At 72.0% G+C, this 23,895-nt stretch carries 19 protein-coding genes; 14 read left to right on the plus strand and 5 right to left on the minus strand.

Features of this window, described 5'->3' with window-relative positions; genetic code table 11:
- Positions 1-56: 56 nt before the first annotated feature.
- From BZB76_RS33480 to BZB76_RS33495, 4 genes are all read left to right on the plus strand, one after another.
- Entirely contained in the window at positions 57-1,154 is a 1,098-nt protein-coding gene (locus BZB76_RS33480; protein ID WP_420534846.1) for a PAS domain-containing sensor histidine kinase, read from the plus strand.
- A gap of 138 nt (positions 1,155-1,292) precedes the next feature.
- On the plus strand, positions 1,293-2,402 hold the full coding sequence (pheS, locus tag BZB76_RS33485) for a phenylalanine--tRNA ligase subunit alpha (protein ID WP_121438457.1): 1,110 nt from the start codon (positions 1,293-1,295) through the stop codon (positions 2,400-2,402).
- Positions 2,402-4,879: a phenylalanine--tRNA ligase subunit beta gene (gene pheT / locus BZB76_RS33490; RefSeq protein WP_121438458.1), complete on the plus strand. Its 2,478-nt coding sequence runs from the start codon at positions 2,402-2,404 to the stop codon at positions 4,877-4,879. Before pheS ends, pheT begins: the two co-directional genes overlap by 1 nt.
- 323 nt (positions 4,880-5,202) lie before the next feature.
- A complete protein-coding gene (locus BZB76_RS33495; protein ID WP_121438459.1) occupies positions 5,203-6,819 on the plus strand; it encodes an ABC-F family ATP-binding cassette domain-containing protein in 1,617 nt (538 codons plus the stop codon).
- 2 nt (positions 6,820-6,821) lie between these two features.
- Here BZB76_RS33495 and BZB76_RS33500 read toward each other — a convergent pair whose 3' ends face one another.
- The 5 genes from BZB76_RS33500 to BZB76_RS33520 form a co-directional block, all read right to left on the minus strand.
- Positions 6,822-8,150 carry an extracellular solute-binding protein gene (locus BZB76_RS33500; RefSeq protein ID WP_121438460.1) on the minus strand — a complete coding sequence of 443 codons (1,329 nt, stop codon included), beginning with the start codon at positions 8,148-8,150 and terminating at the stop codon, positions 6,822-6,824.
- 13 nt (positions 8,151-8,163) lie between these two features.
- A complete protein-coding gene (locus BZB76_RS33505; protein ID WP_121438461.1) occupies positions 8,164-10,047 on the minus strand; it encodes a vWA domain-containing protein in 1,884 nt (627 codons plus the stop codon).
- A gap of 143 nt (positions 10,048-10,190) precedes the next feature.
- Positions 10,191-11,069, minus strand: a complete 879-nt coding sequence (locus tag BZB76_RS33510; RefSeq protein ID WP_121438462.1) for an ABC transporter permease — start codon at positions 11,067-11,069, stop codon at positions 10,191-10,193.
- Positions 11,066-12,031, minus strand: coding sequence for an ABC transporter ATP-binding protein (locus BZB76_RS33515; RefSeq protein ID WP_121438463.1), 966 nt, complete (start codon positions 12,029-12,031; stop codon positions 11,066-11,068). Before BZB76_RS33515 ends, BZB76_RS33510 begins: the two co-directional genes overlap by 4 nt.
- Positions 12,028-12,543, minus strand: coding sequence for a MarR family winged helix-turn-helix transcriptional regulator (locus tag BZB76_RS33520; protein WP_121438464.1), 516 nt, complete (start codon positions 12,541-12,543; stop codon positions 12,028-12,030). The genes BZB76_RS33515 and BZB76_RS33520 overlap by 4 nt, the downstream gene beginning before the upstream one ends.
- A gap of 128 nt (positions 12,544-12,671) precedes the next feature.
- Between BZB76_RS33520 and argC the strand changes: the two genes are divergently transcribed.
- From argC to tyrS, 10 genes are all read left to right on the plus strand, one after another.
- Positions 12,672-13,700, plus strand: a complete 1,029-nt coding sequence (gene argC / locus BZB76_RS33525) for an N-acetyl-gamma-glutamyl-phosphate reductase (RefSeq protein WP_121438465.1) — start codon at positions 12,672-12,674, stop codon at positions 13,698-13,700.
- On the plus strand, positions 13,697-14,854 hold the full coding sequence (gene argJ, locus BZB76_RS33530) for a bifunctional glutamate N-acetyltransferase/amino-acid acetyltransferase ArgJ (RefSeq protein WP_121438466.1): 1,158 nt from the start codon (positions 13,697-13,699) through the stop codon (positions 14,852-14,854). The genes argC and argJ overlap by 4 nt, the downstream gene beginning before the upstream one ends.
- Before the next feature lie 23 nt (positions 14,855-14,877).
- Positions 14,878-15,816 (plus strand): acetylglutamate kinase, encoded by a 939-nt coding sequence (argB, locus tag BZB76_RS33535; RefSeq protein ID WP_121438483.1) that lies wholly within the window; start codon positions 14,878-14,880, stop codon positions 15,814-15,816.
- Entirely contained in the window at positions 15,813-17,006 is a 1,194-nt protein-coding gene (locus BZB76_RS33540; protein WP_121438467.1) for an acetylornithine transaminase, read from the plus strand. The genes argB and BZB76_RS33540 overlap by 4 nt, the downstream gene beginning before the upstream one ends.
- A gap of 2 nt (positions 17,007-17,008) precedes the next feature.
- The gene (gene argF, locus BZB76_RS33545; protein WP_121438468.1) at positions 17,009-17,932 is read left to right on the plus strand and encodes an ornithine carbamoyltransferase; all 924 of its coding nucleotides are present in this window, start codon (positions 17,009-17,011) and stop codon (positions 17,930-17,932) included.
- A gap of 8 nt (positions 17,933-17,940) precedes the next feature.
- Positions 17,941-18,444 carry an arginine repressor gene (locus tag BZB76_RS33550; RefSeq protein WP_121438469.1) on the plus strand — a complete coding sequence of 168 codons (504 nt, stop codon included), beginning with the start codon at positions 17,941-17,943 and terminating at the stop codon, positions 18,442-18,444.
- 64 nt (positions 18,445-18,508) lie between these two features.
- On the plus strand, positions 18,509-19,705 hold the full coding sequence (locus tag BZB76_RS33555; RefSeq protein ID WP_121438470.1) for an argininosuccinate synthase: 1,197 nt from the start codon (positions 18,509-18,511) through the stop codon (positions 19,703-19,705).
- A gap of 135 nt (positions 19,706-19,840) precedes the next feature.
- Positions 19,841-21,259: an argininosuccinate lyase gene (gene argH / locus BZB76_RS33560; protein ID WP_121438471.1), complete on the plus strand. Its 1,419-nt coding sequence runs from the start codon at positions 19,841-19,843 to the stop codon at positions 21,257-21,259.
- A gap of 29 nt (positions 21,260-21,288) precedes the next feature.
- Positions 21,289-21,924, plus strand: coding sequence for a DNA-3-methyladenine glycosylase (locus tag BZB76_RS33565; RefSeq protein ID WP_121438484.1), 636 nt, complete (start codon positions 21,289-21,291; stop codon positions 21,922-21,924).
- A gap of 243 nt (positions 21,925-22,167) precedes the next feature.
- A complete protein-coding gene (gene tyrS / locus BZB76_RS33570; protein WP_121438472.1) occupies positions 22,168-23,445 on the plus strand; it encodes a tyrosine--tRNA ligase in 1,278 nt (425 codons plus the stop codon).
- Positions 23,446-23,895: the final 450 nt, after the last annotated feature.

Below are 23,895 nucleotides of genomic sequence, written 5' to 3' on the forward strand. Positions count from 1 at the left end.
GCCGCGTTCTCTTCGGTGTTCTGGAGGCCGCCGTGGGCAGAGAGGAACCCCCTCGCGTGCCCCCGGGCCGGGGGCGTGGGGGGCCGCCCCCCCATCGGACGGGCGCGCCCGGGATCTCCCCGGACGATCTGCCCGACGGGCTGATGGTCGCCGGTCGGGACGCCCGGGTGGAGGTGTTCAACGCCGCCGCGACCCGGATGACCGGGGTCGCCGCCGCGGCCGCCGTCGGCCGTGACTTCCGCGACGTCCTTCCGCTGCACGACGCCGAGGGCCGCGACTGGTGGAAGTGCCTGGCCCCCTACGACGGCCTGTCCACCCGCACCCGGCACCCCGAGCGCGTGCTGTTCCTCCCCGACGGCACGGAGGTCCTGGTGACCGCCGCGTACCGGCGCGACGCCCACCGCCGCGTGGAAAGGTTCACGGTGTGCCTGCGCGACGCCCTGCACCGCGCCCGCCGGGAACGCGACCGCGCCGACCTCGTCTCCACCGTCGCCCACGAACTGCGCTCCCCGCTGACCAGCGTCAAGGGCTTCACCGCGACGCTGCTGGCCAAGTGGCACCGCTTCAACGACGACCAGAAGCGCGTGATGCTGGAGACCGTCAACGCCGACGCCGACCGTGTCACCCGGTTGATCACCGAGCTGCTGGACGTGTCCCGCATCGAGGCCGGACGGCTGGAGATGCGCCGCCAGGTCGTCGACCTCCCCGAGGAGATCCGAAAGATCATCGCCGGACGGGTCGCCGCCGGTGAGCCCGAGGACCGGTTCCGGTTCGAGGCCCGCGGCGAACTGCCCGAGATGTGGCTCGACCCCGACAAGATGGATCAGATTCTCGGTAACCTGGTGGAGAACGCGGTGCGCCACGGGGCGGGAACCGTCACCATCGTGGTGGAGCCGGACGCGCACAAGGAGGGAGCGGCCGTGTCGGTGCGGGACGAGGGCGAGGGCATACCGCCCGAGGCCGTGCCGCGCGTCTTCCGGCAGTTCTGGCGTGGTCCCGGCGGCAACCGCAGAGGCGGCACCGGTCTCGGGCTCTACATCGTCAAGGGTCTCGTCGAGGCGCACGGCGGTGTGATCACCGTGCGGCGGGCGCCCGGCGGCGGCGCCGAGTTCCGATTTACCGTGCCCGCAGGGGCCCCCGACTACGCCGGTTGAGCCGGCGTACGCCGCCGCGCAGCGGCCGGCATCAGGGCTTCTGACGGGCCGGCGCGTTCCGCGCACGCTTTCCGGATCTTCATCGCCCGCGCACTAGACTGCGGGCGTCCCACGCCGACCGGAGTCGATCACACAGCCATGTCTGCACCCAACAAGTCCTATGACCCCGTCGAGGTGTCCGCGCTCCAGCCCGAGGAGCTGGAGCGGGCCCGTGACGAGGCGCTCGCGGCCATCGCCGCCGCCGCCGACCTCGACGCGCTGAAGCAGGTCCGTCTCGCGCACGCGGGCGACCGTTCCCCGCTGGCCCTCGCCAACCGCGAGATCGGCGCGCTGCCGCCCGCGGCCCGCGCCGACGCGGGCAAGCGCATCGGCGCCGCCCGCGGCGCCGTCGCCAAGGCGCTGAAGGCGCGCCAGGCCGAACTGGAGGAGGAACGCGACCAGCGCGTCCTCGTCGAGGAGACCGTCGACGTCACGCTGCCGTGGGACCGCGCCCCGCGCGGCGCCCGGCACCCGCTGACCACCATGCGGGAGCGGATGGAGGACGTCTTCGTCTCGATGGGCTTCGAGGTCTCCGAGGGCCCCGAGGTCGAGGCGGAGTGGTTCAACTTCGACGCGCTCAACTTCCTGCCCGACCACCCCGCCCGCACCATGCAGGACACCTTCTTCGTGGAGTCGGAGGAGTCGGGCCTGGTGATGCGCACGCACACGTCCCCGATGCAGATCCGGTCGCTGCTGACCAGGGAACTGCCGGTGTACGTGGTCGCTCCGGGACGCACGTTCCGCACCGACGAGCTGGACGCCACGCACAGCCCCGTCTTCAACCAGTTGGAGGGCCTCGCGGTCGACGAGGGCCTGACGATGGCCGACCTGCGCGGCGGGGTCGACGCCTACGTCACCGGCATGTTCGGGGAGGGGTTGAAGACCCGGTTCCGGCCGTCCTACTTCCCGTTCACCGAACCGTCGGCCGAGGTCGACATGCAGTGCTTCGTGTGCCGGGGCGCGTCCGCCGAGCCGGGCGCCGACCCGTGCCGCACGTGCGGTTCGGAGGGCTGGATCGAGCTCGGCGGCTGCGGCATGGTCAACCCGCGGGTGCTGGTGGCCTGCGGCATCGACCCGGACCGTTACAGCGGCTGGGCGTTCGGCCTGGGCATCGAGCGGGCGCTGATGTTCCGGCACGGCGTGGAGGACATGTACGACATCGTGGAGGGTGACGTGCGGTTCACCCTTCCGTTCGGGATGGAGATCTGATGCGGGCCCCGCTTTCCTGGGTGCGCGAGTACGTCGAGCTGCCCGCCGGTGTGACGGGACGCGCGCTCGCCGAGAAGCTGATCGCGGCGGGCCTGGAGGTCGAGACCGTCGAGCAGGCCGGTGCCGACATCACCGGCCCGCTCGTGGTCGGCGAGGTCCTGGCGATCGAGGAGCTGACCGGCTTCAAGAAGCCGATCCGGCACTGTCAGGTGAACGTCGGTCAGGCCAACGGCACCGGCGAGCCGCAGAGCATCGTCTGCGGCGCCGTCAACTTCGAGGTCGGCGACCGTGTGGTCGTGATCCTGCCCGGCGGCGTGCTGCCCGGCGGGTTCGAGATCGGCGCCCGCAAGACCTACGGCCGGATGTCGGAGGGCATGATCTGCTCGGTCGCCGAGCTGGGCATCGGCGACGACCATGGCGGCATCCTCGTCCTGCCGCCGGACACGCCCGTCGGCGCGGACGCGGTGGAGCTGCTCGGGCTGCGCGACGACGTCCTGGACATCGCCGTCACGCCCGACCGCGGTTACGCCCTGTCGATCCGCGGCATCGCCCGCGAGGCCGCCATCGCCTACGACGTGCCGTTCCACGACCCGGCGCGGGTGGACCTCCCGCCGAAGAACGGTGAGTCCTACCCGGCGAGCATCGGTGACGCCTCCGCGTGCGACCGGTTCGTGTTGCGGGAGGTGCGCGGTTTCGACCCGGACGCGCGGACCCCGATGTGGATGCGGGTGCGGCTGCACCGCGCCGGGATGCGGCCGGTGTCGCTGGCCGTGGACGTCACCAACTACCTGATGCTGGAGCTCGGGCAGCCGCTGCACGCCTTCGACCGGGGCAAGCTGACCGGCCCGATCGTGGTGCGGCGTGCCGAGCCCGGGGAGAAACTGGAGACGCTCGACCACGTCGAGCGGGCCCTCGACCCCGAGGACATCCTCATCACCGACGAGTCGGGGCCGATCTCCATGGCCGGGACGATGGGCGGTCTCGCGACCGAGATCGACGAGCGGTCGTCCGACATGGTGATCGAGGCGGCGCAGTTCGACGCCATCGGGATCGCCCGGATGAGCCGCCGCCACCGCCTGCACAGCGAGGCGTCCTACCGGTTCGAGCGCGGCGTCGACCGCGAGCTGCCGCTGTACGCCTCGTACCGGGCGGTGCGGATGCTCGCCGACCTCGGCGGCGCGGAGATCATGCCGGGTGTCACGCACGCCGAGGCGCCCGTCGAGCCCGTCACCGTCACGATCCCCGCCGGGCATCCCGACCGGGTCGCGGGCGTGACGTACGGGCGGGACGCCGTCGTGCGGCGGCTGGAGCAGGTCGGCTGCGCGGTCGAGGGAGCGGACACGTTGACGGTGACGCCGCCGTCGTGGCGTCCCGACCTCACCGACCCCAACGACCTCGCCGAGGAGGTCATCCGCCTCGAAGGGTACGAGAACATCCCGGCGCGGGCGCCGCGCCCGTCCGCGGGCAAGGGGCTGACCGTCCGGCAGCGGCTGGGCCGCAGGGTCGGCCGGGCCCTCGCCGGTGCCGGGTACGTCGAGGTGCTGCCCTTCCCGTTCGTCGGGGACAAGGACTGGGACGCGTTGCAGCTGCCCGCGGACGACGCGCGCCGCCGGGCGATGAGGCTGGCGAACCCGCTGTCGGAGGAGGAGCCGCTGCTGCGGACCACGCTGCTGCCGGGCCTGTTCAAGACCCTGGCGCTCAACGTGGGACGCGGCTTCGCCGACACCGCCCTGTACGAGATGGGCACGGTGTTCCGGCCGCGCCCGGACGCGCCGGAGCGGGCGCCGCGTCTCGCGGTCGACCGCGGTCCGACGCCCGGGGAACTGGCCGACCTGGAGGCGGCGCTGCCGGACCAGCCGCAGCGGGTCGCGGTGGTCCTGTCCGGTGACCGGGAGCCGTCCGGTTGGTGGGGCGGGGGCCGCCCGGCGCTCTGGGCGGACGCGATCGAGGCCGCCCGTACGGTGGCCCGCGAGGTCGGCGTCGAGCTGACGGCGCGCGCCGACCGGCACGCCCCGTGGCATCCGGGCCGCTGCGCCGCGCTGTACGTGGGCGACACGCTCGTCGGGCACGCGGGGGAGCTGCACCCGCGCGTCACGAAGGCGTACGGGCTGCCGCCGCGCTCGTGCGCGATGGAGCTGGAGCTGCGTCGCCTGGGCGACCCGGTTCCGGTTCGGGCGCCGCATGTGTCGGGTTACCCGGTCGCCACGCAGGACGTGGCGCTGGTCGTCGACTCCACGGTGCCCGCCGGGGAGGTGGAGGCGGCGCTGCGCGACGGCGCGGGAGACCTGCTGGAGGCGATCCGCCTGTTCGACGTCTACACCGGCGAGCAGGTGGGGGAGGGCCGCAAGTCCCTGGCCTACGCGCTGCGGTTCCGCGCCCCGGACCGGACGCTCACCGCCGAGGAGGCGTCGCAGGTACGCGACGCCGCGGTGGCGGCGGCGTCCGACCGCACCGGCGCCGTCCTGCGCGGCGGCTGACGGACTTCGACGTGTGAGGAAGAACGCGCGCCCCGGCTCCGGGGCGCGCGTTCTTCGTGTGCGCCGACAACCGAACCCTTATCGCTACTTGTGTTGCGATAAGGGTTCGGGTAGGTTGGACGGCGTCCTGTTGTCGCCCGGTTGGGGAGTCCGTTGAGGATCTGAGGTCCGACACCGCGTGGAGGCCGTTTCTGCGGCCCGCGCACGTGACCTCAGTGCGGACCATCGTCCCGCCGGGCTTTCTCATGCCCGCCGGCGCGTCGCGCGACCCGCGGTGTCTCCATGCGTCCCGCACCTGCTCGACACCATGGAGGCAACCCCTCATGTCTTACGCCATCGTGTGCTCGGACCTGTCGTTCGCGTGGGAGGACGGAACCGTCGTCCTGGACGGCCTCGACGTCGCGTTCGGCACCGGCCGGACGGGTCTGGTCGGCGTCAACGGCTCCGGCAAGTCCACCCTCCTGAAGATCATCGCCGGTGAGCTGCGTCCCGCGTCGGGCACGGTCACCGTCGAGGGCGAGATCGGGTACCTGCCGCAGAACCTTGTCCTCGACGACTCGGCGACGGTCGCCGACCTGCTCGGCGTCGCCGGGACCCGTGCGGCGCTGCACGCCATCGAGCGCGGCGAGGCCACCGAAGAGAACTTCGCCGCCGTGGGGGATGACTGGGACGTCGAGGAACGCGCCCACGCCGAACTCGGCAGGCTCGGCCTCGGCCATCTGCACCTGGACCGGACCGTCCCGACGCTGTCGGGCGGGGAGGCCGTGCTGACCGGGCTCGCGGCGCATCTCCTCGCCCGCCCGGACGTCCTGCTGCTGGACGAGCCGACCAACAACCTCGACCTGGACGCGCGGCGCCGCCTCTACGACGCGGTCGAGTCGTGGACGGGCGTCCTGGTCGTCGTCAGCCACGACCGGGAGCTGCTCGACCGGGTCGACGAGATCGCCGACCTGCGCGACGGCGCCGTCCGGACCTTCGGCGGGAACCTGTCCGCCTACGAGGAACTGCTCGCGGTCGAGAAGGAGGCCGCGGAACGGACCGTCCGGGCCGCCGGGACCGACCTGCGCCGGCAGAAACGCGAACTGGAGGAGGCCCACGTCAAGCTGGCCCGGCGCCGCCGGTACGGCGCCAAGATGTACGAGAACAAACGCGAACCGAAGATCGTGATGGGCGCCCGCAAACGGCAGGCGCAGGAGTCGGCGGGCAAGCACCGCATCATGCACGAGGAGCGCCTGGCCGACGCCAGGACGCGGCTGGCCGAGGCGGAGGACGCGGTTCGCGCCGACGAGGAGATCCGCATCGAGCTGCCCGCCACCGACGTCCCCGCCGGGCGGACGGTCGCGACCGTGACAGGGCTCGGCGCCCCCGAACCGGATGTCGCGACCCTCACCGAGCTGGTCGTTCGCGGTCCGGAGCGAATCGCGCTCACCGGCCCGAACGGCTCGGGCAAGACCACGTTGTTGCGCGCGTTGACCGGCGACCGCGCCCCCGAAGGGGTCGCCGTCACGGTCGGCGTGGACGGCGTCCGGTACCTGCCGCAGCGGCTCGACGTCCTCGACGAGGCGCTCAGCGTCATGGACAACGTCCGCGTGCGGGCGCCGTCGACGTCGCCGGCGGAGATCAGGGCCGGGCTGGCGCGGTTCCTGTTCCGCGGCGCCCGCGCCGAGCGGCCCGCCGGAACCCTGTCCGGCGGCGAACGGTTCCGTGCCGTGCTGGCGTCGCTGCTGCTCGCCGAACCGGCCCCGCGGCTGCTCCTGCTGGACGAGCCGACCAACAACCTCGACATGGCCGCCGTCGCCCAGCTCGGCCAGGCCCTCGCCGCCTACCGGGGCGCGCTGATCGTGGTCAGCCACGACGTGCCGTTCCTGCGGACGCTCGGCATCACCCGCTGGCTCCGTATGGACCGCCGGACGGGCCTGTCGGACGTCGATCCGATGTGAGTTCAGCCGGCCCGGCCGCGCGCCGCCCGCTCCAGGGCGGCGGTCAGCCGGTCCAGGAACGCGCCGTCATCGGCCGGTTCCGGGCATGTCGAGAGCGCCCTGCACCGCAGGCGTTCCCGCAGGTGCCGCCGCAGGACCCGGCTGAACTCCGGGTAGTAGGCCGACGACGGCCGGGCCCGCGCGCCCATGACCGCCTCCCGGATCACCTCGGGGTCGGCGTGCAGGACGAGACGCTTGCGCCGGGTTCCCTGGTTTCCGCACGCGCCGGCGTCCGACCCGTAGACGTCGGCGCGGACGGGGACCAGACCGCCGCACGCGAACATCCGCTTCTGCTGCGGCGCGTCCGTGAGATAGGTGATCAGGTCGCGGGCGGCGCGGGCGCGGTCGTCCGGAAGGGAGGCCGCGATGGCGAGGCTCTGCCCGCCGAGGACCCGTTCCCCCGGGTAGGGGACGGCTCCGATCTGCTCCGGTCTCAGCTCGGCGCCGTCGGTGAGCAGTTGGGTGTAGAAGGCGGGCCAGTCGCGAAGGAACGCCACATCGCCGCGTTCGAAGGCGTCGATGCCGGCGTTCTCGTCGGCGTCCAGGGAGGCGGGGGAGATCGGCGGGCGGTTCCCGCGCATGGCGGCGCCGACGTCGCGGAGCGTGGCGAGCACCGCCTGCCGGTCCATCGTCACCGTGCCGTCCTCGGCCACGGTGATGTCCCCGCCGTGGTCGCGGATCAGTTCGAGGACGTTGACGGTGAACCCCTCGTAGTCGTCGAGCTGGAGCATCAGGCCACCGGCGACGGGCCTGTCCGGCCGTGCGGTCAGCGCCCGTGCCTCGGCCATCAGCTCCTCATGGGTACGAGGAGTCTTCCCGACCAGGTCCTTGCGGTAGATGAGCAGCGGCGCGTCGGTGTTCAGCGGAACGGCCCAGAGCTTGTCCCGAAAACGTCCGGTGCTGAGGACCTCCGGGATGACGCTTCCCAGGTCACGTTCGGGGATCCCGACAGGGTCGATGTAGCCCGCCTCGACGAACTCCGGGATCCAGGGCGTGTCGATGAGGAACACCTCCGCCGAGCAGCTCCCTGACCGCGCGGTGGAGACCAGTTCGCTGTGCTCCAGATCGCTGATCAACGGCAACTCCCGGAACTCCGCCCGCATGCCGTCCGGGGGCCGCCAGCTCTGGACGAGCGCGCGGCGCGTGCCCGTGTCGTCTCTCCCGCCGAGGACGGTGAGCGGCCCTTCCGTCCTGCACCGGGACGGCGCCGACGTCGTCTCGCCGTAGACGGTCAAGGCGAGAAGTGTGATCGCGAAGCCGAGGAAGGCGGCGAGGCGCAGATGGTTCGGCATTCCGGCTCCTTCCCTACAGGCCGGCGAACAGCGCGTCGAGCATCGCGTCGGCGGTCCGCTTCCCGTCCACGCAGTGGAACCTGGGCAGGGTGGCCTCCAGGGCCACCAGGTCCTTCGCGCAGCCCGCCCCCGTCAGCGCGAGGACGTGGACGTCCGGGCTGTCCGCGTCGTCCAGCGCGTCCCTGAGCCGCCGCCGGGTGGACAGGTCGTCGCCCGCCGGGTCGTCGTCCTCCCCGTCGGTGAGCACCACCAGCGTGCGCCTGCCGGTTCCGTGCTCGGCCACGGTGGTGATCGCGTGGTACAGCGGGGTGGTTCCGGCGTCGGCGCGGCGTAGCTGATCCAGTTTCGTCCTGATCCGCAGGGTCTGGGGGTCGTCGGCGGGCGCGTGCGGGACCAGCACGGCGGGCGCGCGTCCCGTCGGGCCGCCGGGAAAACGCCACAGGCCCACCCGGTCGCCGCGACCGAACCGGGTCAGGGCGTTGTCGATGATCGTCAACGCGTTCGTGAGTCGCGTGCCGCCGCGCGTGCGCCCGTTCATCGTCGCCGAGTAGTCGAGCAGGAACTCGATGGAGAACGGTCTGCGGGCCTCCGCCATGAGGTCCCGGCCCTGCGTCAGGTGCGCGGGTGTGAGCGTGGAGCCCGCGGGCCCCTTGGCCGGTGGCGGGCCGTGGCGGGCGAGCCAGTCGCCGAACCCGTCCGCGAACCGGTTCCCCTCCTCGTCCTCGCCGCCCCAGCGGACCTGCACGATGGGCCGGTCGACCGCCGGGGTCCATCCGCTGGGACGCAGCGTCACCAGATGTTCCTCCCGGGGCAGGACGGAGACCCCGCAGGGCAGGCCGGAGTTGTACGCCTCGATGGAGGCCAGCGGCACGAACGCCACGGCGATCGTGGCGTCGTCCGCGTCCAGTTCGCGAAGCCGGCACAGCGACTCGCCGGGGTCGTCGGGCACGCCGCCGTCACGGTCGATCATGTTGAACAGCTCCCGCCGCCGCGCCTGCGCCGCGCCGTCGTCGCCGACGCTGCCGCTGAAGAGCGCGAAGACACCGGCCAGCCCCGACTCGGTCCGCTCCGGACGGGGCAGGACCAGACGGGTCGTCCGGCCGAGCAGGCCGTTCCACGACACCGACCCGGCGCCGGTGAGGCCGAGACTCTCCACGACTCGCCGGGACGCGGCGAGCACCAGGGGCGACGGCGTCCCGAAGCTCCCGTCGGTCCGCAGCCGCGCCCGGCTCCCGCCGAGCGGCCGGATCCACGTTCCGTCGGGACGCAGGTCGGTCAGGGGCTCGCCGGTGGCGAGGCTCACCGCGGCGCGGGTCCCGGGCACCCAGACCTTCGGGCGCGGCCGCTCCGCGAGGTCCCACATTCCCGTGAACGCCGCCTCCAGTTCGCCCGGCGGGGGCGCCTCGAACACGGTCACGCGGACGGGCGCGCAGCCGTCTCCGTCCTGTTCGGCCTCGTGCTCGGCGTACTTCTCCGCCTGGTCCTGGACCGCGTCGATGTTCTCCGGCGCGGCCATGACGGGCACTTCGGCCGGCGGCCCGCAGCCTACGGTTCCCGAGGACACCGCGCGGGGCACGGTCGTCCAACCGACGAAGAGGACCACGGCGACGGCCGCGCCGGTGAGGGCCGCGAGTCCGGTACGGAGTACGACGCCGACCCCGCCTCCGCCACGCCGGATCCGGGGAGGGTGCAGACGGCGAACATCAGTCGTGTACAGGACGCCGTCCACGAAGAGCAGCGCGGCGACGCACCCGACGAAGAACAGCGGGAGACGCTCGACGCCGTAGGCGCCCGCCAGTGCGGCCGAGGCGGGGACGGCGACGCCGAGTAACGGCAGCCAGATCTCGCGCACATGCTCGGACCAGGGCGGTTTGCCCAGTGGCGGCCCGAACGACATCTGCGGCTCCAGCTCTCGTCGTGTGGGGAACAGTGAACAGGACGAAGACGGCCGAGGATGGGTGAAGCTTCACACGATGTCTTCGTCCTGTGCCACTCGACGACTGGGACGCCTCCTGACGGGGGAAGGTTCCGGACCGTTCGTCAGGTCAGGACGCGCTTGGTGAAGGTGCGCATGGCGGCCCAGGTCAGCAGAATCGTGCCGCCGATAATGGCCAACAGGAACACCCACGCCGGCATGTGCGGGACGTCCGGTGTCAGCGCGCTGCGCAGCCCCTCGCTGAGGTACACCAGCGGGTTGAACAGGCTGGCGATCTGCAGCCAGCGGATGTCCTCCAGCGCCGACCACGGGTAGTACACGCAGCCGAGCATGGTCATGGGCAGCAGCACCACCGCGAACAGCATCTGGACCTTCTGCGGGTTCATCAACGTCCCCAGCAGCAGACCGCCCGCGGCCGACAGCAGCGCCCCGGACACCATCACCACGATCAGGACGGGCCAGTTGTCCACGTGCACCTTCGGCGCCTGGCCGTCGGCGTGGATGAACAGCACCGCGGGGAACACCAGCAGCCCCCCGATCAGGCCCTGCACCGCCGCCGCGACGATCTTCTGTACGCCCAGCAGCGGGATCGGCACCGGGGCCAGCGCCCGGTCGGTGATGGACTTCTGCCAGTTCAGCTCCATCATCAGCGGGAAGATCACCGCCATCATCGCCTGCATGATGATGGACGACCCGACCAGGCCGGGCACCAGGATCGTGGCGAAGGTCGGCCCGCCGGGGCCGCCCGCCATCGCACCGCCGCCGAGCTTCGGCAGGACGTAGGCGAACACGAAGACGAACAGCACCGGCTGCACCAGCACGCGCAGGAACGTGGACAGGAAGTTCTTGCGCATGACCCTCGCCTCGCGCGCCATCATCGCGGCGAAGGTGCGGGGGATCGTCGCCCGCGCGGGCGGCGGCGGGGCCAGGACGGCGGGCACGGTGCCGGTGCCGCCGCCCGTGGTGGCGGTGGACGCGCTCATTCGCGGTAGTCCCTTCCGGTCAGGGTGAGGAAGACGGTCTCCAGGCTGGGACGCAGCTGGGTGGCGTCGGTGACGCCGACACCGGCGCGGGAGCCGATCGTGACCAGTTCGCCGAGCAGGCCGCCCGGGTCGGAGGCGAACACGCGGACCTGGCCGTCGTTGACCTCGACCTTGGTGATGCCGTCCCGGTCGGCGAGGGCGCGGACCCCGGCGGGGGCCGCGGTGTCGTAGGCGACGGTGATGACGGTGTCGGCGCCCGCGGTGGACTTCAGCTCGTCCACGGTCCCGCTGGCGAGGATCTCGCCGTGGTCGACGACGGCGACCCGGTCGCAGAGCGCCTCCGCCTCCTCCATGTAGTGGGTGGTGAGCACGATCGTCTGCCCGGCTGCCTGGAGGCCGCGCAGGACGTCCCACAGGTTGGTGCGGGTCTGCGGGTCGAGGCCGGCGGTCGGCTCGTCCAGGAACAGCACCTCGGGGCCGTGCATCAGGGCACGGCAGATCATGACGCGCTTGGCCTGCCCGCCCGAGATCTCGAACGGGTTGCCGGTGCGCTGCTCGGTGAGGCCGAACAGCTCCAGCAGTTCGTCGGCGCGCCCGCGGGCGTCGCGGGCGCCGAGCCCGAAGTACCGGCCCCGGAACTCCAGGTTCTCGGCGACGGTCAGGTCGCTGTCGAGGGTGTTGTTCTGCGACACGACGCCGATCCGGCGCTTGATCTCGACGGCGTCGTCCACCACGTCGAGGCCGCACACGTGCGCGCTGCCGCCGGTGGGGGTGACGAGGGTGGTGAGCATGCCGATGGTCGTCGACTTGCCCGCGCCGTTCGGGCCGAGCAGCCCGAAGAACTCGCCGCGCGGGACGTCCAGATCGATGCCCCGCACCGCGGGCACCGCCGGACGCGGCCCGGACGCGGGATAGGTCTTGCGCAGGTCGACCGTGTGAACGGCGGCCGGGGATTCGGTCACGCGCCGTCTCCCTTCGCTTCTTCTCTGTCGGTCTCGTCTTCGGAGTTCGGGCAGGTCCCGAACCGGGTGATGAGGTTGAGCAGGAACCGTCGGACGGCGGCCTCGTCGCCCTCGTCCACCACGTCGTAGAGGCGGTCCAGGTCGCTGCCGATCGGCTCGGCCTTCTCGGCGAGCAGCCTGCGCCCGGAGTCGGTGATGCGCAGCATCACGCCCCGCCGGTCGCGGTAGGAGCGTTCGCGGCGCACATGCCCGTTGCGCTCCAGCGTGTCGACCACCGAGGTGACGGTCGCCGGGGTGACGGCCAGCCGCTTGGCGACCTCGCTCGGGCGCAGGCCGTCCTCGACGATGAGCTGGCGCAGCAGGAAGAACCCGACCGGGCTCATGCCGTGCCGGCTGATGACCCGCCACGTGGCGGGCGTCGACAACCGCGCGGCCACCGTGAACAGCTGCCCGATCGGCCACTCCTCCGCCGGACCGACCGCCCGTAGCCCGCAGAACTCGGAGTTCTCCATGGCGGCCGATGTTAGCCCCCTGATTTTTAGAGGGCAAATCATTAGTCCTCTAATTAAGTCTGGCGGTTGAATAATCTTTCACTGTCATGCATACTCTTGCCTGGTACATCGAGGGGCGGAGTGAGCACATGGGAATCCGGACGGCGGTCGCCGGCGCCAGCGGCTACGCGGGCGGTGAGCTGCTGCGCATCCTGGCGGGACATCCGGAGTTCGAGATCGGCGCGCTGACCGCGGGCTCCAACGCGGGCACCGAACTCGGCGCGCACCAGCCCCATCTGCGATCCCTGGCCGGACGTGTGCTGGCCGAGACGACCCCGGAGACCCTGTCCGGCCACGACGTGGTGTTTTTGGCGCTTCCGCACGGAAGTTCGGCGCCGCTCGCCGCCGAACTCGGCGAGGACGTCCTTGTCATCGACTGCGGCGCCGACCACCGGCTCACCGACCCCGCCGCCTGGGAGAGGTTCTACGGGACGCCCCACGCGGGCACCTGGCCCTACGGGCTGCCCGAACTGCCCGGCCACCGGGACGCCCTGCGCGGCGCGACCCGCGTCGCCGTCCCCGGCTGCTACCCGACGGCCGTGTCCCTCGCGCTGTTCCCGGCGCTCGCCGCCGGCCTCGCCGAACCCGACGTGGTCGTGGTCGCCGCGTCCGGCACCTCCGGCGCCGGGCGGGCGCTCAAGCCGCACCTGCTGGGCAGCGAGGTGATGGGCTCGGTCTCCGCCTACGCGGTCGGCGGAACGCACAGGCATACACCGGAGATGGTGCAGAACCTCAGCGGCGTCGCGGGCGAACCGGTGACGGTGTCGTTCACCCCGACGCTCGCGCCGATGAGCCGGGGCATCCTCGCCACCTGCACGGCCAAGGCCCGACCCGGCGTCACCGCGACCGCGCTGCGCGCCGCATACGATGAGGCGTACGCCGGTGAGCCGTTCGTCGGGCTGCTGCCGGACGGACAGTGGCCCGCCACGTCCATGACGCTCGGCGCGAACACCGTCCTCCTCCAGGTCGCGCTCGACGAGACCGCCGGACGCGTCGTCGCCGTCGCCGCCGTCGACAACCTCACCAAGGGCACCGCGGGCGGCGCCGTGCAGAGCGCCAACCTCGCCCTCGGCCTCCCGGAAGAACTCGGGCTGACCACGATCGGAGTGTCCCCTTGAGCGTCACCGCCCCCCTGGGCTTCCGCGCCGCCGGAGTCGTCGCCGGCCTCAAGCCCAGCGGAAACCGCGACCTGGCCCTCGTCGTCAACGACGGGCCGTCCCGCGCCGCGGCGGGGGTCTTCACCCGCAACCGGGTGAAGGCCGCGCCGGTGCTGTGGTCGGAGCAGGTCCTCAGGGGCGGGCGAGTCCGCGCGGTCGTGCTGAACGCGGGGGGCGCCAACGCCTGCACCGGGTCCCCCGGTTTCCAGGACACCCACGCCACCGCCGAGAAGGTCGCGGGCGTCCTGGACGACTCGGCCGGGGAGATCGCGGTCTGCTCCACCGGCCTGATCGGCGAGCGGCTCCCGATGGACCTGCTGCTGCCCGGGGTCGACAAGGCCGCCGCCGAGCTGTCGCGCGGCGACGGCGGGCTCGCCGCCGCCGACGCGATCCGCACCACCGACACCGTCGCCAAGATCTCCTTCCGGCAGGGCGCCGGAGGCTACCGGATCGGCGCGATGGCGAAGGGCGCCGGAATGCTCGCCCCGTCCCTGGCGACGATGCTGTGCGTCGTCACCACCGACGCCGACCTGCCCGCCGACGCCCTGGACCGGGCGCTGCGCGCGGCGACCGGCGTCACCCTCGACCGGCTCGACTCCGACGGCTGCATGTCCACCAACGACACCGTGCTGCTGATGGCCTCCGGCGCCTCCGGTGTCGTCCCCGCCGAGGACGAGTTCACCGCGCTGCTCACCGAGGTGTGCGGCGATCTGACCCGGCAGCTGCTCGTGGACGCCGAGGGCGCGTCCAAGGCCATCGCGATCGAGGTCGTCGGCGCCGCGTCCGACACCGACGCGGTCACCGTCGGACGCTCCATCGCCCGCAACAACCTGCTCAAGTGCGCCATCCACGGCGAGGACCCGAACTGGGGCCGCGTCCTGTCCGCGGTCGGCACCACCGACGCGGTGTTCGAGCCCGACGAGCTCAACGTCGCGATCAACGGCGTGTGGGTGTGCCGGAACGGCTCGTTCGGCGACGACCGCGCCAAGGTCGACCTGCGCCCCCGCGACGTGACGATCACCGTCGACCTGTCGGCGGGCCCGCACAGCGCGACCGTCTGGACGACCGACCTCACGGCCGACTACGTCCACGAGAACTCGGCGTACTCGACATGAGCGCGGTCACCTCGGGCGCGGAGATGCGCAAGAACCGGGCGGGCGTGCTGGCCAAGGCGGAGACGCTCATCAAGGCGCTGCCGTGGCTGGAGCGGTTCCACGGCCGCACCGTCGTGATCAAGTACGGCGGGCACGCGATGACCGACGAGCGGCTGCGGCACTCCTTCGCCGAGGACGTCGTGTTCCTCCGCTACGCCGGGCTGAAGCCGGTGATCGTGCACGGCGGCGGCCCGCAGATCAACGCGGCGCTCGCCCGCAACGGCATCGACTCGACGTTCACCGCCGGGCTGCGGGTGACGACCCCGGAGGCCATGGAGGTCGTCCGGATGGTGCTCACCGGACAGGTGCAGCGCGACGTCGTCGGCCTGATCAACCGGCACGGCCCGTTCGCGATCGGCATGTCCGGCGAGGACGCCAACCTGTTCACCGCCGAGCGCAAGCACGCGGTCGTGGACGGCGAGCCCGTCGACATCGGCCAGGTCGGCGAGATCGTGGAGGTCCAGGTCGGGGCCGTGCGGTCGCTGCTGGACGACGGCCGCATCCCGGTGATCTCCAGCATCGCGCGCGGCGACGACGGCGAGGTCTACAACGTCAACGCCGACACCGCGGCCGCCGCGCTGGCCGTCGCGCTGGACGCCACCAAGCTCGTCGTGCTCACCGACGTCGAGGGCCTCTACGCCGACTGGCCCGACAGCGACGATGTGATCGACCGGCTGACCACCGACGAACTCGCGGTGCTGCTGCCCGACCTGTCGGCCGGGATGGTCCCGAAGATGGAGGCCTGCCTGACGGCCGTGCGCGGCGGCGTCCCGCAGGCCCATGTGCTGGACGGCCGCGTCCCGCACTCCCTGCTGCTGGAGATCTTCACCGACGAAGGGATCGGAACGATGGTGCTGCCCAGCCCCCCGGGCGTCCCCCTCGGGCGGGAGTCCGCGCCGGAACTCGCGGAGGAGCGGGCATGAGCGACCTCAAGGCCCGGTTCGAGGCCGCGTTCATGCCGAACTACGGCGTTCCCCCGGTGGCGCTGGCACGCGGCGCGGGCAGCCGGGTGTGGGACGTCGACGGCCACGAGTACCTCGACCTGATCGCCGGAATCGCGGTCAGCTCGCTGGGGCACGCCCACCCGGCCCTCGTCGAGGCGGTGTCGACGCAGGTCGCGACGCTGGCGCACACCTCCAACCTGTTCCTGCACGAACCCGAGGTGCTGCTCGCCGAGCGGCTCCTCGAACTGCTGGACGGCGACGGCAGGGTGTTCCTCTCCAACAGCGGCACGGAGGCGAACGAGTGCGCGCTGAAACTCGCCGTGAAGTACGGCAAGGCGAACGGACGCACCTACTTCGTCGCGTCGGAGAACGGGTTCCACGGCCGCACCATGGGAGCGCTGGCGCTGACCGGGAAGGCGGCGATCCGGGAGCCGTTCGGGCCGTTCGGAATCGACGTCCGGTTCGTCCCCTACGGTGACGTCGACGCGCTCAAGGCCGCGGTCGACGAGCACTGCGCGGCCGTGTTCATGGAGCCCACGCAGGGGGAGGCGGGTGTCGTCCCGCCGCCCGCCGGGTACTTCGCCGCCGTCCGGGAGATCTGCGACGCCACCGGCGCGCTGTTCGTCGCCGACGAGATCCAGTCCGCGATCGGCCGCACGGGCGCCTGGTTCGCGTTCCAGCACGAGAACGCCAGGCCGGACGTCCTCACCCTCGCCAAGGGCCTCGGCGGCGGCCTGCCGATCGGGGCGTGCGTCGCGTTCGGGCCGCACGGCGACCTGTTCGCCAAGGGCGACCACGGCAGCACCTTCGGCGGCAACCCCGTCGGCGCCGCCGCCGCGCTCGCCGTCCTCACCACCGTCGAACGGGACGGCCTGCTCGCCAACGCCGCCGCCGTGGGGGAGACCCTGGCGTCCGGCCTCGCCGCCATCGACCATCCGCTGCTCGCCGGGGAGCGGGGCCGCGGGCTGTGGCGCGCCGCCGTCCTCACCGGCCCGCACGCCGCCGCCGTCGAGGCGGCGGCCCGCGACGCCGGCTTCCTGATCAACGCGCTCCAGCCGGACGCGCTGCGGATCGCGCCGCCGCTGATCCTCACCGCCGACGAGGCACGGTCGTTCACCGGCGCCCTCCCCGCGATCCTCGACGCCGCCGCCCCCGGGACGGAGAGCTGACCATGACCACGACCAGGCACTTTCTCCGGGACGACGACCTCACCCCCGCCGAGCAGGCCGAGGTGCTCGACCTCGCCGTGGAGGTGAAGCGGGACCGGTTCCGGTTCCGGCCGCTGGAGGGCCCCCGGTCCGTCGCCGTCCTGTTCGACAAGCCGTCCACCCGGACCCGGCTGTCGTTCACCGTCGGCATCGCCGAACTCGGCGGCAACCCGCTCGTGATGGACGCGGTGACCAGCCAGCTCGGCCGCGGTGAGACCATCGCCGACACCGCCCGCGTCCTGGAACGCCAGGTCAGCGCGATCGTGTGGCGGACGGCCGGGCAGGAGCGGATCGACGCGATGGCCGCGGGCACGACCGTCCCGGTCGTCAACGCCCTCACCGACGGGTTCCACCCCTGCCAGGTCCTCGCCGACCTGCAGACCGTCCGGGAGACCACGGGCGACCTCGCCGGAGTCACCCTCGCCTACTTCGGCGACGGCGCCAACAACATGGCCCACTCCTACCTCCTCGGCTGCGCCACCGCCGGAATGCACGTCCGTGTCGGCGCGCCCGCGTCCCAGCCGCCCGACCCGGCCGTCGTCGCCCGCGCCACCGAGATCGCGGCCGCGACCGGCGGGTCGGTGACCGTCCACGACGACGCCGCCAAGGCCGCCGCCGGCGCCGACGTCCTCGCCACCGACACCTGGGTGTCCATGGGCCAGGACGGCAAGGACACCGCCCGCTACGAGCCGTACGCCGTCACCGAGGACCTGCTCGCCCTCGCCGACCCCGACGCGATCGTCCTGCACTGCCTGCCCGCCTACCGCGGCAAGGAGATCGCCGCCTCCGTCCTGGACGGCCCACGCAGCCGGGTCTGGGACGAGGCGGAGAACCGGCTGCACGCCCAGAAGGCGCTGCTGATCTGGTTGCTGGAGCGCTCCCGGTGACGACCCCCATGACCAAGGCCGCCCGGCACGCCCGGGTGATCGAGCTGCTGACCCGGCACCCCGTCCACTCGCAGGCCGAACTCGCGGGCCTGCTCGCCGACGAGGGCGTCGACGTCACCCAGGCCACGCTGTCGCGCGACCTGGTGGAGATCGGCGCGGTACGGTTGCGCGCCGACGACGGCAGCCTGCTCTACGCCGTCCCCGGAGAGGGCGGTGAACGGATCAGGCGCGCCCGCACGGGCAACGCCGAGACCTTCACCGGACGCCTCTCCCGGCTCGCCGCGGAACTGCTCGTCTCCGCGGAGGCGTCGGCCAACCTGGTCATGGTCCGGACCCCACCGGGCGCCGCGCAGTACCTGGCCTCGGCGATCGACCACGCCGAATGGCCGTCCATCCTCGGCACCGTCGCCGGCGACGACTCGATCCTCGTCATCGCCCGCGACCCGGACGGCGGCGACGACGTCGCGCAGGCGCTGCTGAAGCTGACGAACGGGCGCGAACGACGAAGTTAGGGCCGCCCGCGGCCCCATCCCACCTCACCGAAACTTCACGCACACTTCACAGGAGACAACGATCATGAGCGAGCGCGTCGTCCTCGCGTACTCCGGGGGTCTGGACACCTCCGTCGCCATCCCGTACCTCGCCGAGCAGACCGGCGGGGACGTCATCGCCGTCGCCGTCGACGTCGGCCAGGGCGGCGAGGACCTGGAGAGCATCCGCAAGCGGGCCCTCGCCTGCGGCGCCGCCGAGTCCGTCGTCGTGGACGCCAGGGAGGAGTTCGCCGCCGACTTCTGCGTCCCCGCCATGCAGGCCAACGCCCTCTACATGGACCGTTACCCGCTGCTGTCCGCGCTGTCCCGGCCGCTGATCGTCAAGCACCTCGTCGCCGCCGCCGAGCAGTTCGGCGGGACGACCGTGTCGCACGGCTGCACCGGCAAGGGCAACGACCAGGTCCGGTTCGAGGCCGGACTGTCCGCGCTGAACCCCGACCTGAAGGTCATCGCGCCCGCCCGCGACTTCGCGTGGACGCGCGACAAGGCCATCGCGTTCGCCGAGGAGAAGGGCCTGCCGATCGACGTGTCGGCGAAGTCGCCGTACTCCATCGACCAGAACCTGTGGGGCCGCGCCGTCGAGACCGGATTCCTGGAGGACATCTGGAACGGGCCGATCGAGGACGTCTACGACTACACCGCCGACCCCGCCGAGCCGCGCGAGGCCGACGAGGTCGTCATCACCTTCGCGTCCGGCGTGCCCGTCGCGCTGGACGGACGCCCGCTCACCCCGTACCAGATCATCGCCGAGCTGAACCGGCGCGCCGGCGCGCAGGGCGTCGGCCGCATCGACATGGTCGAGGACCGGCTCGTCGGCATCAAGAGCCGCGAGGTCTACGAGGCGCCCGCCGCGATCGCGCTGATCACCGCGCACATGGAGCTGGAGAACGTCACCGTCGAACGCGACCTCGCCCGCTTCAAGCGCTCGGTCGACCAGCGGTGGGGCGAGCTCGTCTACGACGGCCTCTGGTTCTCCCCGCTGAAGGACTCCCTGGACGCGTTCATCGCCGACGCGCAGAAGCACGTGTCCGGCGACGTCCGGATGACGCTGCACGGCGGCCGCGCCGTCGTCACCGGACGGCGCAGCGACGCGTCCCTCTACAGCTACGACCTCGCCACCTACGACACCGGCGACACCTTCGACCAGAGCCTCGCCAAGGGCTTCGTCGAACTCTGGGGACTCCCCAGCAAGATCGCCGCCAAGCGCGACCGGGAGGCCTGACCCGGGCGTCGGGACCCACCCCGGGGGACGCCGTGACCGCGGCGTCCCCCGGTCGTGCGTGTACGCGCCGACATGGTGAGATGGTCGTGGTCAGATGAGACGACAACGTTCAGTGGCGGGAAGAAGAGGATTTTCGTGACGAAGGCACCGACGCGGCTGTGGGGCGGCCGGTTCGAGGGCGGACCGTCGGACGCGCTGGCGCGGCTCTCGGTGAGCGTCCAGTTCGACTGGCGGCTCGCCCCCTACGACCTGATGGGCTCACGCGCGCACGCCCGCGTCCTCAACCGGGCCGGGCTGCTGACGGACGAGGAGCTCACGCGCATGCTCGGCGCCCTGGACGACCTGGAGGAGGCGTGCCGGACCGGCGAGTTCCGGCCCACCGTCGCCGACGAGGACGTCCACACCGCCCTCGAACGCGGGCTGCTGGAACGGCTCGGCGCCCTCGGCGGCAAGCTCCGCGCGGGCCGCAGCCGCAACGACCAGGTCGCCACCGACCTGCGCCTCTACCTGCGCGACCACGCCCGCCAGATCGTGTCCCGGCTGGTGGAGCTGGAGACCGCGCTGATCGCCCAGGCCGAGCACAACCTCGGTGTCGCCGCGCCCGGCATGACGCATCTGCAGCACGCGCAGCCCGTGCTGTTCTCCCACCAGCTCCTCGCGCACGTCCAGCCGCTCACCCGCGACGTCGACCGGCTCCGCGACTGGGACCGGCGCGCCGCCGTCTCCCCGCTCGGCTCCGGCGCCCTCGCCGGCTCGTCCCTGCCGCTGGACCCGCAGGCCACCGCCGCCGAACTCGGCTTCGACAGCGCCGCGCCCAACTCCATGGACGCGGTCGCCGACCGCGACTTCGTCGCCGAGTTCCTCTTCGCCGCCGCCCTCATCGGCGTCCACCTGTCGCGGCTCGGCGAGGAGATCTGCCTGTGGGCCTCGCAGGAGTTCCGCTGGATCGAGATGGACGACACCTACGCCACCGGGTCGTCGATCATGCCGCAGAAGAAGAACCCCGACGTCGCCGAGCTGGCGCGCGGCAAGGCGGGCCGGCTCATCGGCCACCTCGTCGGCCTGCTCACCACCCTCAAGGGCCTGCCGCTCACCTACAACCGTGACCTGCAGGAGGACAAGGAGGGCGTGTTCGACGCCGTCGAGACGCTGCTGCTCGTCCTGCCCGCCATGTCCGGACTGATCGCGACCATGCGGGTCAACACCGAACGCCTGGAGGCCCTCGCCCCGGACGGGTTCGCGCTCGCCACCGACCTCGCCGAACTCCTCGTCCGGCGCGGTGTCGCGTTTCGCGACGCCCACGAGGTCGTCGGCCATCTCGTCGTCTGGTGCCAGGTCCACGACAAGGACTTCGACGACCTGACCGACGAGGAACTCGGCAAGGTGTCCCCGCACCTGACCCCGGACGTCCGCGAGGTCCTCAACGTCCAGGGGGCGCTCGCGTCGCGCAAGGCCCACGGCGGTACCGCGCCCGACCGCGTCCGCGAGCAGCTCGACGCGCTGCGCGCCCTCGTCAACGCCCACGCCGAATGGGCCGCCGGTTCGGACGCCTGACCCGCACGGCCGCCATAGGGTGTGAGGCCATGGACGGACCGTTGCTGCCACGGGACTTCTTCGACCGTCCCGTCGACGAGGTGGCGCCCTCCCTGCTCGGGCAGGTGCTCGCGCACCGCACCCCCGAGGGGGAGGTCGCCGTCAGGCTCACCGAGGTCGAGGCGTACGCGGGCCCGCTCGACCCCGCCTCCCACGCCTACCGCGGCCGGACGCCGCGGAACGCGGTGATGTTCGGGCCGCCCGGCCACGCCTACGTCTACTTCACCTACGGCATGCACTTCTGCGTGAACCTCGTGTGCGGGCCGGACGGGACGTCCATGGCGGTGCTGCTCCGCGCGGGCGAGATCATCGCGGGGGAGGACACGGCACGGGCCCGGCGCGCGCGCTCGTCCGACCGCGACCTGGCCCGCGGCCCCGCCCGCCTCTGCCAGGCGCTCGGCATCGCCCGCGAGCAGAACGGCCTGGACGTCTGCGGTCCCGGCGGCCCGCTCACCGTCCACGAGGGCACCCCCGCCGACCCCGCGCTCATCAGGACCGGCCCCCGCACCGGCGTGAACGGCGCCAAGGAGGTGCCATGGCGGTTCTGGATCGACGGCGACCCCACCGTCTCCCCGTACCGCGCGCACGTCCCGAGGCGGCGCAAGAAGGTCACCGTGGACGACTGAACCCGCCTTACCAGCGGCGACAGCACCGCCTGGCCCACGACATCGGCGATCACGGGGGCCATATCGTCCTCAGGTCTGTGAACAGCGATGGCGAGGGAGTCCGCGTGACGTTCACCTTGGCGCACGGGCTGTGCGTCTCCGCCCGGTACTTCGCGGGCGGAAGCTGAATATCGTTAGCGTGACAACAGACCGCTGGCCAGACTGGCGGACGTCAGGAAAGCAAGCCGGAGACGAGGAAAGACCGTGACCGACATCCTGGACGATCTCGCGTGGCGCGACCTGATCGCGCAGTCCACCGACCTGGACGAACTGCGGGCCCTGCTCGCCGCGGGACCGGTCACGCTCTATTGCGGATTCGACCCGACGGCCCCGTCGCTGCACCTCGGCAACCTGATCCAGATCCTCACCCTGCGCCGCTTCCAGAAGGCGGGCCACCGGCCCATCGGGCTGGTCGGCGGCGCCACCGGACTGATCGGCGACCCGAGCGGCAAGAGCACCGAACGCGTCCTCAACTCCGAGGAGACCGTCGCCGGATGGGTCGAGCGCATCCACGGCCAGGTGTCGAAGTTCCTCGACTTCGACGAGGGACCCACGGGCGCGCTGATGGTCAGCAACCTCGACTGGACGGGCCCCATGTCCGCGATCGAGTTCCTCCGCGACATCGGCAAGCACTTCCCCGTCAACCGGATGCTGGCCCGCGAGACCGTCAAGTCCCGTCTCGACACCACCGGCATGAGCTACACCGAGTTCAGCTACGTCCTGCTCCAGTCGATGGACTTCCTCGAGCTGTACCGGCGGTACGGGTGCCGGTTGCAGACGGGCGGCAGCGACCAGTGGGGCAACCTCACCGCCGGAGTCGACCTGATCCGCCGCGTCGAGGGCGGCACCGCGCACGCCCTCACCACACCGCTGCTCACCAAGGCCGACGGGTCCAAGTTCGGCAAGACCGCCGGTGGCGAGACCTACTGGCTCGACCCCGAACTGACCTCGCCGTACGCGTTCTACCAGTTCTGGATCAACACCGACGACCGGGACGTGGAGAACTTCCTGAAGGTCTTCAGCTTCCGCCCGCACGAGGAGATCGACGACCTGGTCAAACAGGGCGTCGACCGGCCGGCCGCCCGGGCCCCGCAACGGGCCCTGGCCGAGGAGATGACCACGCTCGTCCACGGCGCGGACGAGACCGCCCGGGTGATGGCCGCCTCCCGCGCCCTGTTCGGTCAGGGCGTCCTGGAGGAACTGGACGAACGCACGCTGCAGGCCGCGCTCGCCGAGGTCCCCCGAGCGGAGGTTCCGCCGGGTGAGCTGCCGACCGTGGTCGACCTCCTCGCGGCGTCCGGGCTGTGCAAGAGCAAGTCCGAGGCCCGGCGGGCGATCGCCCAGGGCGGCGCCTACCTCAACAACCGGAAGGTCGAGTCGGAGGACGCCGTCCCGGCCGCGTCCGACCTCCTCCACGGCCGGTTCCTCGTCCTCCGCCGCGGAAAGCGCAATGTCGGCGGGGTCGAGGTGACCGGGCGCTGAGCCCGTCCGTGACCGCCTACCCGGAGCCTCTTCGGGTAGGCGGTCGCCATGCCAGGGGCAAACTTCGGTAGATACACGTCACAGTGCGGTTACAACGAGCCCGTGCTGGGCATGGTGAGAGTCTTGAAAACCGTACGTGAACTGGGGTTTCGTAGCCGCGGGGCCGATTTGACTGCCCCTGCGGCGGGGCTTAATGTTCTACACGCCCCACGGGGGAGCGGGACGCTGAACAGCGGCCGACCTCGGGGGGAACCTCACACGAACCTCAAGGGTGAAGACTTGCTCCTTGCCCTGAATAGGACGTGTGGGGACGAACCGCCCAGAGTTTGACAAACTGGACGGATCGAATAGGCTTGAAGGGTTGCCCCGGAGCCGGGGCTCGCGGAAGCGGGTTCGGGCGCGGTGGGTGTCCGTTTCTTGAGAACTCAACAGCGTGTTAAAAGCCAGTGC

This window comes from Actinomadura pelletieri DSM 43383, from assembly GCF_003634705.1.
Classification (GTDB): Bacteria; Actinomycetota; Actinomycetes; order Streptosporangiales; family Streptosporangiaceae; genus Spirillospora; species Spirillospora pelletieri.